The 12,464-nt window shown below is 50.7% G+C and carries 14 protein-coding genes and 1 pseudogene; 5 read left to right on the forward strand and 10 right to left on the reverse strand.

Features of this window, described 5'->3' with window-relative positions; genetic code table 11:
* Window positions 1–3: 3 nt before the first annotated feature.
* Window positions 4–767, reverse strand: a pseudogene (locus GBK04_RS19740) (M15 family metallopeptidase).
* 154 nt (window positions 768–921) lie between these two features.
* Between GBK04_RS19740 and GBK04_RS19745 the strand changes: the two are divergent.
* A complete protein-coding gene (locus GBK04_RS19745) occupies window positions 922–1,572 on the forward strand; it encodes a response regulator (RefSeq protein ID WP_152762643.1) in 651 nt (216 codons plus the stop codon).
* On the opposite strand, the gene GBK04_RS19750 is transcribed toward GBK04_RS19745, so the two are convergent.
* The 8 genes from GBK04_RS19750 to metG all read right to left on the reverse strand — a co-directional run bounded on the left by GBK04_RS19750 (window position 1,569) and on the right by metG (window position 9,839).
* A complete protein-coding gene (locus GBK04_RS19750) occupies window positions 1,569–3,512 on the reverse strand; it encodes a tetratricopeptide repeat-containing sensor histidine kinase (protein ID WP_152762645.1) in 1,944 nt (647 codons plus the stop codon). The two genes, GBK04_RS19745 and GBK04_RS19750, sit on opposite strands and share 4 nt — an antisense overlap.
* A gap of 410 nt (window positions 3,513–3,922) precedes the next feature.
* On the reverse strand, window positions 3,923–4,582 hold the full coding sequence (locus GBK04_RS19755; protein WP_152762647.1) for a hypothetical protein: 660 nt from the start codon (window positions 4,580–4,582) through the stop codon (window positions 3,923–3,925).
* Window positions 4,583–4,775: 193 nt separating this feature from the next.
* Window positions 4,776–5,828, reverse strand: coding sequence for a toast rack family protein (locus tag GBK04_RS19760; RefSeq protein WP_152762649.1), 1,053 nt, complete (start codon window positions 5,826–5,828; stop codon window positions 4,776–4,778).
* Between the two features lie 12 nt (window positions 5,829–5,840).
* Window positions 5,841–6,026, reverse strand: a complete 186-nt coding sequence (locus GBK04_RS19765; RefSeq protein WP_152762651.1) for a LiaI-LiaF-like domain-containing protein — start codon at window positions 6,024–6,026, stop codon at window positions 5,841–5,843.
* Window positions 6,027–6,136: 110 nt separating this feature from the next.
* The gene (locus GBK04_RS19770) at window positions 6,137–6,442 is read right to left on the reverse strand and encodes a hypothetical protein (RefSeq protein ID WP_373331152.1); all 306 of its coding nucleotides are present in this window, start codon (window positions 6,440–6,442) and stop codon (window positions 6,137–6,139) included.
* Entirely contained in the window at window positions 6,382–6,834 is a 453-nt protein-coding gene (locus tag GBK04_RS19775; RefSeq protein WP_152762655.1) for a PspC domain-containing protein, read from the reverse strand. Before GBK04_RS19775 ends, GBK04_RS19770 begins: the two co-directional genes overlap by 61 nt.
* A gap of 220 nt (window positions 6,835–7,054) precedes the next feature.
* Window positions 7,055–7,681 carry a hypothetical protein gene (locus tag GBK04_RS19780; RefSeq protein WP_152762657.1) on the reverse strand — a complete coding sequence of 209 codons (627 nt, stop codon included), beginning with the start codon at window positions 7,679–7,681 and terminating at the stop codon, window positions 7,055–7,057.
* Window positions 7,682–7,781: 100 nt separating this feature from the next.
* Window positions 7,782–9,839, reverse strand: a complete 2,058-nt coding sequence (metG, locus tag GBK04_RS19785; protein WP_152762659.1) for a methionine--tRNA ligase — start codon at window positions 9,837–9,839, stop codon at window positions 7,782–7,784.
* A gap of 204 nt (window positions 9,840–10,043) precedes the next feature.
* On the opposite strand from metG, the gene GBK04_RS19790 reads away from it, so the two are divergent.
* From GBK04_RS19790 to GBK04_RS19805, 4 genes are all read left to right on the forward strand, one after another.
* Window positions 10,044–10,592, forward strand: a complete 549-nt coding sequence (locus tag GBK04_RS19790; RefSeq protein ID WP_152762661.1) for a hypothetical protein — start codon at window positions 10,044–10,046, stop codon at window positions 10,590–10,592.
* Window positions 10,589–10,789 carry a helix-turn-helix transcriptional regulator gene (locus tag GBK04_RS19795; protein ID WP_152762663.1) on the forward strand — a complete coding sequence of 67 codons (201 nt, stop codon included), beginning with the start codon at window positions 10,589–10,591 and terminating at the stop codon, window positions 10,787–10,789. Before GBK04_RS19790 ends, GBK04_RS19795 begins: the two co-directional genes overlap by 4 nt.
* Window positions 10,790–10,976: 187 nt before the next feature.
* A complete protein-coding gene (locus GBK04_RS19800; RefSeq protein WP_152762665.1) occupies window positions 10,977–11,270 on the forward strand; it encodes a type II toxin-antitoxin system HigB family toxin in 294 nt (97 codons plus the stop codon).
* 13 nt (window positions 11,271–11,283) lie between these two features.
* Window positions 11,284–11,670 (forward strand): helix-turn-helix domain-containing protein, encoded by a 387-nt coding sequence (locus GBK04_RS19805; RefSeq protein ID WP_152762667.1) that lies wholly within the window; start codon window positions 11,284–11,286, stop codon window positions 11,668–11,670.
* A gap of 19 nt (window positions 11,671–11,689) precedes the next feature.
* Here GBK04_RS19805 and GBK04_RS19810 read toward each other — a convergent pair whose 3' ends face one another.
* Window positions 11,690–12,421 (reverse strand): Imm49 family immunity protein, encoded by a 732-nt coding sequence (locus tag GBK04_RS19810; protein WP_373331153.1) that lies wholly within the window; start codon window positions 12,419–12,421, stop codon window positions 11,690–11,692.
* Window positions 12,422–12,464 lie beyond the last annotated feature (43 nt).

The following is a 12,464-nucleotide window of genomic DNA, read 5'->3' on the forward strand; positions in this document are numbered from 1 at the left end:
GGCTTACTTAATGATGCCGTATTTGGCGCGGGCGGTCTTGCGTGATAGCCCGTCGAAATGCCACCATTCGGTGGTGTTGACGGTAAACCCGGCCTGTGTCATGGCTTTCCGCAGGATATTCCGATTGGCGATTTGCTTCGGGCTGAGTTTTCCTAGTTGGAGCATTTGTTGTTCGGAGCGTGGGTAAGCCAGCGGGCCAAAAAAATCGTAGGGGGTACCCATATCCAGGGGTACCCCTTTTCGTCGGCCACGGTCAGGTCCACGGCGCAACCGAAGTTATGGATCGAGCCGATTTCTGGGTCAGCTACGTATTGGGACTTCTGCCGTTCCGGGATTTTGAGCGCATCCAGCGCATCCCACAGAATGTATTGTACCGAGTTGGGCCGGGCGGCATCGTACACCAGGAGCGAATAGCCGGGCTTTGTTTTCTGCAAAAAAGCACTGGCTTTGGCTAGCTTCCGGGCGATATCGGGTTGGAGGTAGGCCCGGGTTAAGTCGCCATACACGTCTTTCTTTACAAAATTATCGGTAGTCGAATACTTCAATTCCACCCGAATGCTGGGATCAATGCTCTGAATATTCACCAGCCCTTGTCTGATCATCTGCTGCTCGAGGGCCGGGATTGGTGCAGGTTTTTTTTGCGTGGTAGGTACGGTGGATTTTCCAGAATCACCCGTGGTGAGTTGGTCCGGTTTTTCTTGAGGGGAGCTCTGGCATGAAGTGATTCCCAACCAAATGACTAGTACCAGCCAATATGCTTTTTTCATGTTTTAAAGGAAAGAGCAATACACCGGCTGTAAAAAATAGCGGATGCATTATGTAGTTTTAAGTTGATTAAAGATTAACTTTCAAAATCCAAATCTATTGGATTTGGGAGAAGAGTAGGCCATCATCAAATCAATATCTAGGATTAAAAGGCACATGGAGAGAATCAGGGTTATGCTGGCGGACGATCACGCTGTGGTACTCGAAAGCCTGGCCATGATGATTTCATCGCTGGCGGGAATACAGGTAGTGGCTACTGCGGCCGATGGTCAGGCTGCCTTGGACCAGTTGGATCACCAAGCCGTGGACATCGTGCTGTCGGATATGCATATGCCTGGTTTGAACGGAGTCGAACTGGCGTTACGTATCCTGGAACGGTACCCTGCGGTAAAACTGATCCTGCTTACGATGGAAGAGAAACCTGAATCCATCCGTATGGCGATGCAAGCGGGCGTATGGGGCTATGTGTTGAAACGAGCATCGAAAAAAGAGCTGGAAGAGGCCATACATACCGTAGCGAGTGGTAGCAAGTATTTCGCACGGGAAGTAAGCCAGCAACTGGCCCTGCTTCCTGATCCAAGTACCAGCTATAGCCGCGAAACTTCCGAAACGATCCAGTCGCTCAGCAAGCGGGAAATTGAAATAATCCGTTTGATTGTGAATGATGTACCCAATCAGGAAATTGCCGACCAGCTTTTCATTTCGCCCAAGACTGTAGAAACGCATCGCCGGAATATTTTCAAAAAATTGAACATTCATTCCGTGGTGGCTCTGACCCGCTTTGCGGTCAACTATAAATTGATTTAGGAAACCAGCAGAGGCTGGCGGGGAATCCGCAGCGTAACGGCCGTACCCTGGCTTTTTTTGAGCGCACGAATCGAAAAATTCCCGTTTAGAGACTTAACCCGTTGCCGGATATTCAGGATGCCCTGGCCGGATTGACCCGCCTGTTCGCGGCTTACGCCTACACCGTCATCAGTAATCATCAGAATGTGAAATCCCTGGGTCTGGGCGATTTCCAACACGACCTGCCTGGCTTCGGCATGTTTCAGGATATTGGTTATCAGCTCCAGCACACAGCTATACAGTTCGAATGCTACCTTTTTATCTTCGATACGTACATCCTTGGAAACGATGAAGTCGAATGCCAGTTTGCCCGGCCGGTTCACATCGGCAACCAGCTTTTGCAGAGCGGGAATCAGGCCTTCTTTTTCAAGAATAGAAGGCAGCAGATTGTGGGAGATATGCCGTACCTGATCATAGGCATCGTTGATCAGTTTGAGTACCCCTTCGTGGAGATCCTGTTCTGAAACCGAAAATTTCTCCGTATCAACAGATTCCAGGCGCCATTTCACCCCCGACAACAGGCTGCCCAAATTATTGTGCAGTTCGGAGGCCACCCGCTTTCTTTCCAGGTTCTGACCCCGGAACAGGGCTTCCTGAATTTCGTGGTTTTTACGCGTGAGCGAGCGGTTCGCCTCCCGCAGCTCATTGGTTCGCGCCGCCACGCGGTCTTCCAGGTTGGCGTTAGTTTGTTTGAGCAGTTGCCCTACATGTACCAGCTGTTCGTTGGTTATGTCGAGTTCTTCTCTCTGTTTTTGTAATAGAAGGTTACTGCGAAGGAGAGCCGCCGCTAAACCCAAAAAGATGACGATACCGGCAATCAGGATCCAGCGCAGGTAGCTTTCACGGGCAATATCGTTGGCCATGAGCTGCATACGGGTATCGCGTTGCTGAGCGTCATATTCGTACCGAAGTACCTCGATGCGTTTTTCCTGAGCCACCAGGTTGTTGTTGTCGCGGAGTTCTACGTATTTTTCGTACCACTGCAGAGCGGTGTCGAATTTTTGCAGGGCTTTGTAGATTTCGAAGAGGGTGTATGCGGTTCGTTCCCGGATCAATGGCCATTCATAGGAAAGGTAGAACTCAGCCCGGGCCGCATAGTTCAGGGATTTGTCAGGGCGGTCGCGGTGGGCGTCGATCAGGCCCATTAGTGCCAGAAGTTCGGCGTTAGCCCTTCCCTTGCTTTGTGTTTCAGTGTCTATCGCCAACTGAGCATACTTTTCAGCTTGATTAAAGTCTCCTTTTTTCAGCAATGTGGCGGCAAGAGTATGGTAGGAGTTGACTTGTAAGCCGACATTTTGCAGGCTTCGGCTCAGTTTCAAACTTCGTTCGAGGGCGGCGATGGAGGCAGGAAGTTGCTGGTTGGCGCTCAAGGCGGCTCCCAGATCATTCAGCGATGAAGCCATTCCCATCTGGTTCATGCTCTTTCGATATAAGTCGATAGCATGGTTTTCAGCTGAAATGGATTTTTCATAATCTTTGAGATCAGCGTAGCAATCGCCGATAAAATCCCAGCTGAAGGCCTCTTCGGAAATTTTTTTGGCGAGTTCGGCATATTGCAATCCTTTGAAGAGGTACTCGATGGCCTGGAAGCTTACGCCTTTCCGAAGATATACCAAGCCCATGCGGTTATGGGTGAAGGCCAGCCAGTTGTTTGATCTCAGCCGCAGAGCAATCGCGAAACCTTTTTGTAACCAGAGCAGGGCACTATCGGGATTAATGGAAAGATTGGCGTTTTGGGCGTAAAGACGGATTAATGTGGTATCGCGGAGGATTGACTGAGGCTGGTTTTCCCAGTAGGTGAAGTTCGGAGGATTGGTCTTGCTTTCGGAAGATTGGGCCGCGACCCTTCCGGAGACCACCATCAATCCTATCGCAATCAGTATGCTTCTTAGTACGACCATGCACCAAATTGTTTACATTAGCTGTAAAAGTAGGGCAATATACAAGAAATATACCGTAAATACGGTATTGCCACTTCGCGACGTATAACCGAAGTTTGCACCACAATTAATATCGGTTGAAAAGCAGCAAATCAATTCGGGTACGGAATCAGACTAATAATCTGAAGCCAGACCCAAATCCAGCTTCTGGAAAAGGTTTGTAGGACTACAATGCGTTTTCAATACACACTCCCTTAGGTTTGAGATTGCACTAACAGGAAAAAGGCTCGTCGAAATTCGGACCTAGGTCCATCCCATATAACTACCCCCTATAATCGGGTACTTAAAAGTCACTCTCACATTATACACACACACAAATGAAAGTCCGCCTCAAACCATTGAGGCGGACTTTTTTATTGATTGCCGGCCGCTTAGGGCTTGTCTTCTTTCGTCCAGTCAACTTTGAATTTCCCGTCGGTGATTTTGATCGTATCGGTTTCCTTCAATTTCTTGGAATTATCGTGGTCGTGGGGATCTCCGTTGACTACCATTCCTGCCCCCGCTCCCGTCAGGAGCTTCCTCTCGAGATTGGCCCGCAAACCGGTGCCCGTTGCCGTAGCCAGTGCCCGTTTCTGATAGTAAACACCCTGCAAAGTGGCCTCGAAGGTACCCTCCACCGAGGTAGGAGTGACGGACGTAATGGTGACGGTACCTTCCATCGACTCGCCGTCGTGAAATCCGTGGCCCATTTTCTTGGTTTCTTCGGTATAGTCGACCAGCGCCCAGAATTTGCCACCCGATTTGGGTTGAAACCCTTTCTTATTCATCGCTTCCAGACTTTCAATGGGGTAGGTGCCGGGTTTCAGCTCATCCTCAAAATAATACAACCGGACCCACAACTGTTCGTCGGGGTTGACTTTAAAACCCGCCAGGGCCAGATACCGGAAACCTTTGATAGGGATTTTGAGGCGTTTGGCTTCTGCCTTCCACTCGGTTCCGTCGATCGAGGCGGACATGAAATTTTCTGATTTCTGGGCGTAGGTGCTGCTAACCCACAATACGGCCAGGAGTAGTATGTATGCTTTTTTCATGGTACTGGTGTTTTTTATGGAATCTGTATTCCGGGTATGAACAAAGATAGAGGGTCCTGCCCTACTCACCAAGCTACCCGTAGCGTCACTTAGTAAGCGGTACCCGAGGACTAGTAAAAAGCAGAAACCCGCTCTGTGTAGGTAAGAGCGGGTTTCGGGTATTAGAAGGAAATTTGTTGTTCCGATGGTTCGCTTAGTAGCGGCGGATCTTGACTTTCGAAAGGCCGGCGTCGTACCGAATGGCTACCCTGCGGGTGGCCGAGTCAAAGTCGGCGGAACGATACAGATTGTCATTGACTTTCACCAGATCATCCATATCCTTGACATTCAGCGCTCCGTCGATGCGTACTTCGTACCCTACCGATTCGGGTATCTCCAGCGTCACCGAAGCTACGCCCGACTCAATCTCTACGTCAGCTTGGGGTACCTTGTCGCCCAGGCGCAATTCCAGATCGGCCACGCCGGTACTTACCTTCAACGACTTGACTTTATAGGCGCTCAGGTCGAAATTGGCTTTACCGGCACCTACTCCCATATCAATATTCCAGATTGGATTCTCGTTCAGGTTGATCTCCACATCGTTTTCCATTTTTCCATTTTTCAACTCCACATGGTTATTCTCCATTTTGAAGTCGATGACGGCCGTATTGGCGTTGCGGTTATTCCGGATATTGGCAGTGAATTCTCCTACCGAAGAGCGCGTGTCAGCCTCAAAGAGCTTGTCGGTGTCGCCTTTCAGTTTGAAATCGCCCGCCCCGCCCTCAAAATTTAGGGTGGCTTCCCGCAGGTTATTTTCCATATCGTACTCATAATGGCCATTTTGCACGTCTATTTTCTCCGAATCCGAGTCTTCGTCCCGCGAGCTTTCATCGTCGTCGTCATAACCCCGGTCGCGTTCTCTTTTGCGATCGCCAAAATCCCATTCATCGTCGTCATGGCGATCGTCGTCGTCATCGTCCCACCGGAAATTCCAGTTGTCGCGATGCCGGTCCAGGCTGCGCTCGGTGCGGTGCGTAATGCCCGCCAGTACCGCCAGGACAATCAGAATGCCCGAAATGCCGCGGCCAACGCTGCCCCGTTCGCCTCGGGAAGCCAGTAGGCCTATGCCTGCCAGGATCAATAACGCCGGCCAAAAGCGGGAAACTTCGTGCCAGTCGACGTGCAGGAAGCCCAGGTTGCGCAGCATCCAGAACACGCCCAGCACCACCAGAAGGCCGCCCCAGAAAATACCGTTTGATCTTTTCATGATGTAGGTTTTTTAATAATTTGAGTTTGTATTGTGTCCGGTACCCAACTGGTGTTTGAGCAGTAACAAACCGCCGGACACGATCAGGATGACGGGCAGGAAATAGCGTCCAAAATCAAAATCGGACAATTCTTCGATCAGAAACAGGGCTCCCACTACAATGAGCATGATGCCCCAAAAAATGTTACGAAAGTTCATGGCTGTATTTTCTGGTTTAAGAGTGTAACGTTTAGGAGGGTGGAAGGAGGCCGTTTTTCATTCCCGGCTTTGTCAGAACAAAAACATGGACTCAGGTACCCTGGATTCTTTTATTTCACTTGCGGGTAATCGCCGCTGGTGTCAGTTTCGCCATCGGGATCGGCGGGTTTGTCCGGATCGATAGTGGGGTTGGAAGATGGGGCATCGAACGGGCGGTAAGGTACCGGATCGGGATCGACGGGTGGAAACGGGTCTACCGGTTGAAACGGATCAGCGGGGGGCGGGGGAGGGGTGTGCCCATTGTTGTATTGCTCTTTATCACGCTGCCGCAATAGCAGGAATGCTCCGGCAATGATCAGGGCAACCGGCCATACATACTCTCGCACCCGGTACCAGTAGGGGAGTTCATCCAGCAACAGAATAGCCCCGACACCCAGCAGAATGACTCCAATGATTTTAATAGAACGATCGGGATCGGAGCTCCCGGAAAAAATGCCTGTACCCGCGGGGCCGGACGTGGAATAGCCCGAAGACGAACTGGCAAACCGGGGATCGGACGGCTCGGTGCCGGGGGGTGATCGTAAGGGTTAGTAGGCGTGTTGAAGCCGGGGGTACCTTCGGGCAGCGCCGCCCATAGAACGATGTAGATAACGGCTGTCCAGAAAAAAGTGGGCGGAATAGGGAGCAACAGCGCTACCACCCACAGGACGCGGATGATGGTGCGGTCGATGTTGAAGTAGTGGGCCATACCCGCTGCCACCCCGCCCAGGACGGCTTCGCTCGGTATGCGGGTTAGTTTCTTTTCCATGGTGTTAGGTTTTGAGGTTGAATATTTTAGGAATAGGTAAAAACCGGACTAGGATTTTTATCCAAATAAAACAACTTTCGTCTTTATTTGCAATCAAAGGTAGTAGGTAATGCAAGATACTGCAACCCGAAAACTTACAATCGGTTGTGGATCGGGTTGAATGGTGATTTTTTCAGGTGAGTTTGCTGCCGATTTGTGAGGTAAACCAGCAAGCCAGCGACTATTCGTCCACTTCCAAGGCCTCCAGTACGTCCATCAAGGCGCCGAAGTCCTTATAGCCTGGTCGTAGTTCCGCGCTACCCCGCAGGGCGATTCCGCTGATGCCGAGCTCCTCGACAAATTCAGGTACGAGTACCTGCTGATCCAGTCCAAATCCCAGTAGAATTGGATATTCTTTTCCCAGCGTCTGGAGGTAGGAGCCCCATTCATCGGTGAGTTCGGGTTCTTCAGCGCTTTCCAGCAGAAAATAGGTTACCTCCGCCGCAGAGCGTCCCATCAGCGCATCCAGTTCATCAGCTTCGTAATGGTCCACATCCACCCGCAGGAGCAGAGGTTTGTCCAGTTCGCTTTTCAAGTACACCAGCAAGTCGGGGTCCTCTACCTGCAAGGCATCGAATTCGTACTCAGCCAGTAATGCCAGTAGTTTCCTGGGGTCCGTTTCTGACGACTCGGCCACCAGCCGTACCCCGGCTACCCACGCCCGGATTTCGGCGTATTTTTTGGGATGTACGTAGCTGGAAGAATGCTCGTCCACGGAGAAACCGAGCATATCTACGCCCATGCCCGCGCAGTAGCGGGCATCCGATAGGTTGGTGACGTTGCTGATTTTAACGATCGTGGCAAGCATAAGCTGACAGGGAATTGGTGGATACTGGATTTTGGATACTGGATCGGGGCCGCACGCGTGGGTAGGCCTCATGCCGGATATGGACTGGAAAATGCCAGATTCAACTGACGGTACCCCCGTTCCAGATAGCCTTGCCGGGCTGAATGAACGCCAGGCTGCCATCACGGTCTTCGGCCATCAGGATCATGCCCTGCGACTCCATGCCCATCATCTTGCGCGGGGCCAGGTTGGCCAGGTACAGTACCTGCCGTCCGGTAACTTCCTCGGGCTTGAAATGCTCGGCGATGCCGCTCAGCACGGTGCGCTGTTCGGTACCGATGTCGAGTTTAATTTTCAGGAGTTTCTTGCTTTTGGGTACCGCTTCAGCTTCCAGTACGGTAGCAACGCGGATATCCATTTTGGCAAAATCATCAAATTGTATCTCGGCCCGTACCTCGGGTACCTGCTTGCTTTCCAGTTCGTTCATGCGCTTGGCTTCGTGGAGTTTTTCGATTTGTTTCTGAATGACATCATCTTCTATTTTCTCAAACAACAGGCTCGATTCGCCCAGGACGTGTCCGGCGGGCAGTAGGTCAGCGCGTCCGGCGACGTGCCAGGTCGTCTTCTCTGCTCCTAGCTGGGTGTTGATTTTGGCGGCGGTAAACGGCAGAAACGGCTCGGCCACGATCGCCAGCGAAGCCGTAATTTGCAGCGCAATGTTCATGATCGTATCTACCCGGCGACTGTCGGTCTTGATGGCGTGCCAGGGTTGTGTTTCGGCCAGGTACTTGTTGCCCAGGCGCGCCAGATCCATCACCAGCGTAAGGCCTTCGCGGAAACGGTAGTTTTCCAGCGCGTCGGCGATGCGGGCAGGAAAAGCGGCGAGTTCTTCGAGGGTACTTTGGTCGATTTCCTGCAACTCACTCACCGAAGGTACCTTGCCTTCGCAAAATTTCTGCGTCAGGATCATAGCGCGGTTCACGAAGTTGCCGAATACGCCCACCAATTCACTGTTATTGCGGGTCTGGAAATCTTTCCAGGTAAACTCGCTGTCCTTAGTTTCGGGCGCGTTGGCGGTAAGTACATAGCGCAGCACATCCTGCTTGCCCGGAAATTCAGCCAGGTACTCGTGCAGCCACACGGCCCAGTTTCGTGAGGTCGAAATCTTGTCGCCTTCCAGGTTCATGAATTCGTTGGCGGGTACCTGGTCGGGCAGTACATAGGTACCTTCGGCCATGAGCGTCGCGGGGAAAATCAGGCAGTGAAACACGATGTTGTCTTTCCCGATGAAATGCACCAGTTTGGTGTCGTCTTCTTTCCACCATTTTTCCCAACCCGCATCGGTCCCATTTTTCTGCGTGAGCCAATCTTTCGTAGCCGAAATATACCCAATCGGCGCCTCGAACCACACATACAGTACCTTGCCGTCGGTGTCGGGCAAGGGTACCTTGATGCCCCAGTCCAGATCGCGGGTCATGGCGCGGGGTTTCAGGCCCTCTTTCAGCCACGACTGGCACTGGCCCAATACGTTGGTTTTCCACTCGGGATGGCTGTCAATGTATTCCTGAATCTGCGGCTGCATGGTATCCAGTGGCAGAAACCAGTTGGTGGTAGCCTTCAAAACGGGTTGCGCGCCCGAAAGCGTAGATCGCGGGTCGATCAATTCCGTCGGACTCAGCGTGGAGCCGCAGCGCTCGCACTGATCGCCGTAGGCGTTGGGATTGGCGCAGACCGGACAGGTACCTACAATGTATCGGTCGGCCAGGAATTGCTGCGCGGTTTCGTCGAAGTACTGCTCAGTGGTTTCTTCTATGAAGACGCCTTTTTCGTACAGATCCTTGAAAATTTCCTGCGAGGTTTCGTGGTGTACAGGCTTGCTGGTGCGGGAATACACATCGAACGAAATACCCAAATCGGCAAAAGAATCAGCAATCTGCGTATAGTACTTGTCGACCACTTCCTGCGGAGTCACACCTTCCTTTTTAGCCCGGATCGTGATGGGTACCCCGTGCTCGTCGGTACCGCTGATGAAGGCAACTTCCGCGCCTTTGGAGCGCAGGTAGCGTACATAAATATCCGCCGGGACATAGCAACCCGCCAAATGCCCGATGTGGATGGGGCCATTGGCGTAAATAAGGGCGGCGGTGACGGTATAGCGTTGGGGATTGGTCAGAGACATATTCAGCAAAAAAGTAAAATCGATAGCGGGTAGATAACAAACACTAGTTCCGCAAAATTAGTAAAAAGCGGCCGTGCGTGGCCAGAATTATATTTTGTGAGTTAATAGGTAAACTATTTTTGCTATTTTGTAAAAAATACTTGACATAAATGTAAAATTTACTTTACATTTGTCTCAGTCATTTTTACTTAAAATCTATTAGCCATGAAAACAAAAAACCTTTTACCCAACCGCTTGAAGCCCATGGGATGGGTACTGCTGGTACTCTTTATCCCGCTGGGAATGTGGTGTCTGATTTCGGATGAGGATTTTCCGATTCAGGCCGAAGTCACAATTCCCTGGCCCTTTGAGGACGTATACTCGCTGTCGGGTACCGTCTCGAACGGAGGATCTCATATCAGCGGATCTTCCACGCTGGATGAAAACCCAACCGGTACGCTTACGCTCAACCTAATCGATGAAATTATTTCGCTGGCTATTATTGCCGGACTGATTTTGACGGGTTTTGCCCGGGTCAAGAATGAAGACGAACGCACCGCCCAAATGCGCCTGGGTGCCTTGCAATGGGCGATTTATGGCAACACGCTGGTGTTGGTACTTTGCATTATGTTTGTGCACGGGCTACCCTTCCTGACTATCATGATCTACAATATGTTCACGCCGCTGCTCATTTTCGTGCTGCGTTTTCATTGGCTGCTGTTCAAGGAAGCACGGGAAGTAAGGCGAAATGAAGGTACTCTTTTGGCCTTATGAAAAATCGGATCAGAATCGAACGCGCCATTCTCAACATCACGCAGGCCGAACTGGCCGACCGCGTGCAGGTATCACGGCAGACGATCAACGCCATCGAGGCCGAAAAGTACTCGCCTTCGCTGGCGCTGGGCATGAAGATCGCCCGCGTGTTTTCAAAAACGACCGATGAGGTTTTTGAGTTGGAGGAAGAGGATTAAAAGAAAAATTACACCAGACATCGGGCCCGATTTGTGATCCAGTGGATTATGATTCGGGCCTTCTTTTTTTTGATTATCAAAAACATTCACGGGATTCTCTATATGTCGATACTTACATATCTTGTAAAAAAATATTTTTATATGTAAATCCTTGGCGGTATTTTTACGTTAGTAACCATAAAGATGAATGGTCGTCATCAGCAAAACAATACTCAACGAATTTTGCCAGAGGTACCCTGATGCCGGGGCAGCTTTTAACGAATGGTACCTTCAGGTGAAAGCCGCCGACTGGAATAATCTGACTTCGGTCAAACAAACTTTCAACTCGGTGGATTATGTCGGTAATGACCGTTTTGTCTTTAACATTCGGGGAAATCGCTATCGGCTGGTGGCGATGATTTTCTTTGATAAGCGTACTGTATTCATTCGGTTCGTAGGTACCCACGCCGAATACGATAAAATTGATTGTGCGACCATTTAGACTTCTAATTCCTATGAAAACGCCAACGAACGAAACGGAGTACCGTCACTTGATGGCTAGGATTGAAAGCCACTTACAAAAAGCTACTTCGCAGGGGGGCTTTTCCAGCCTTACTCCCGACGAAGCGAGCGAGCTGGCGCATCTGTCTCAAATAGCGGAAAACTACGAGGATAGCATTCCGCTAATGCCAGTCCGGGTACCTCAGGGTATTCCTGAAATGATAAGTTTCAAAATGTACGAACTGAAAATGAACCAGCGCGAGATGGCCCAATTGCTGGAAATAGCCGAAACGCGGCTGTCCGAAATTCTGCGGGGTAAACGTGGCGTGACGATGGCATTGGCCAAACAGTTACGCACCAAGCTGGGAATCGATGCAGACTTTATTTTGGAGTATGCCTAGGTAGGTAATATAATTTCCTTCAATCCTCCCCCAGCCGCCAGAAGCGCTCGTAGGGGTTGACGTACTCTTCCAGCGGGGCGATGGGCATCAGCTCCATGGGTACCAGCGGGCTATCGATCTGCACCTGCATGCCTTTCAGCCAGGCTAGCTTGGCATAGCCTGCGGCAGGCAGGGCGATTAAATTGGCCAAAAACGGATTATGGCGGCTGTACCTTTTTTCGCACATAGTCTCGATGGAACGCTTTACTTTACCTATGTCTTTTTCCAGCATACCTATGAAAAACTCCTTACTGTGCTGGGCGCTCTTATATCTCTTGGCTTGCTTGTCAAATTGAATAAGATGCTTTTCCAGACTCTCCCAGTCGTCGAGCAGAATGCATTGGATCGCACGAGCGTAAACCAAGAGCCCGTCCTTTGTTTTCTCGTCCCACCACTGGTGACGGAGGGTGCTGTACTGTTGGATTAAAGCTTCGCAGTCGCTCAGCAGTAGGTAGGAGAAGTGGCTGACAAAACCCATGTAGTCTACCTTTACATCCGGTTCAATATATTCCGCTTTTTTATCTTTGGGCCAATATCCGAAGCGCAGGACACCATAGGTTGTCAGCGTGCCGCAGTTATAGAATTCCTGTTTGGCAGCCGGTATGTTCTTTTCGAATAGTAGGCGATATAGCGCAATCTTTTCATGATCTGCCCAAAGTATGGGAAGAGTGAGACGGTCGAACTCATGGGGCTTCTCCCGGAAAATCCCCATGAGTCTAGGCAGTCTAAAGTTTACGATATATGAGTATTGTTCA

The organism is Salmonirosea aquatica (assembly GCF_009296315.1).
Classification (GTDB): domain Bacteria; phylum Bacteroidota; class Bacteroidia; order Cytophagales; family Spirosomataceae; genus Salmonirosea; species Salmonirosea aquatica.

Coding starts and splice junctions, on each gene's coding strand:
- GBK04_RS19745 (WP_152762643.1), top strand. CDS start 922: ATGGAGAGAATCAGGGTTATGCTGGCGGACGATCACGCTGTGGTACTC.
- GBK04_RS19750 (WP_152762645.1), bottom strand. CDS start 3,512: ATGGTCGTACTAAGAAGCATACTGATTGCGATAGGATTGATGGTGGTC.
- GBK04_RS19755 (WP_152762647.1), bottom strand. CDS start 4,582: ATGAAAAAAGCATACATACTACTCCTGGCCGTATTGTGGGTTAGCAGC.
- GBK04_RS19760 (WP_152762649.1), bottom strand. CDS start 5,828: ATGAAAAGATCAAACGGTATTTTCTGGGGCGGCCTTCTGGTGGTGCTG.
- GBK04_RS19765 (WP_152762651.1), bottom strand. CDS start 6,026: ATGAACTTTCGTAACATTTTTTGGGGCATCATGCTCATTGTAGTGGGA.
- GBK04_RS19775 (WP_152762655.1), bottom strand. CDS start 6,834: ATGGAAAAGAAACTAACCCGCATACCGAGCGAAGCCGTCCTGGGCGGG.
- GBK04_RS19780 (WP_152762657.1), bottom strand. CDS start 7,681: ATGCTTGCCACGATCGTTAAAATCAGCAACGTCACCAACCTATCGGAT.
- metG (WP_152762659.1), bottom strand. CDS start 9,839: ATGTCTCTGACCAATCCCCAACGCTATACCGTCACCGCCGCCCTTATT.
- GBK04_RS19790 (WP_152762661.1), top strand. CDS start 10,044: ATGAAAACAAAAAACCTTTTACCCAACCGCTTGAAGCCCATGGGATGG.
- GBK04_RS19795 (WP_152762663.1), top strand. CDS start 10,589: ATGAAAAATCGGATCAGAATCGAACGCGCCATTCTCAACATCACGCAG.
- GBK04_RS19800 (WP_152762665.1), top strand. CDS start 10,977: ATGGTCGTCATCAGCAAAACAATACTCAACGAATTTTGCCAGAGGTAC.
- GBK04_RS19805 (WP_152762667.1), top strand. CDS start 11,284: ATGAAAACGCCAACGAACGAAACGGAGTACCGTCACTTGATGGCTAGG.
- GBK04_RS19810 (WP_373331153.1), bottom strand. CDS start 12,421: ATGGGGATTTTCCGGGAGAAGCCCCATGAGTTCGACCGTCTCACTCTT.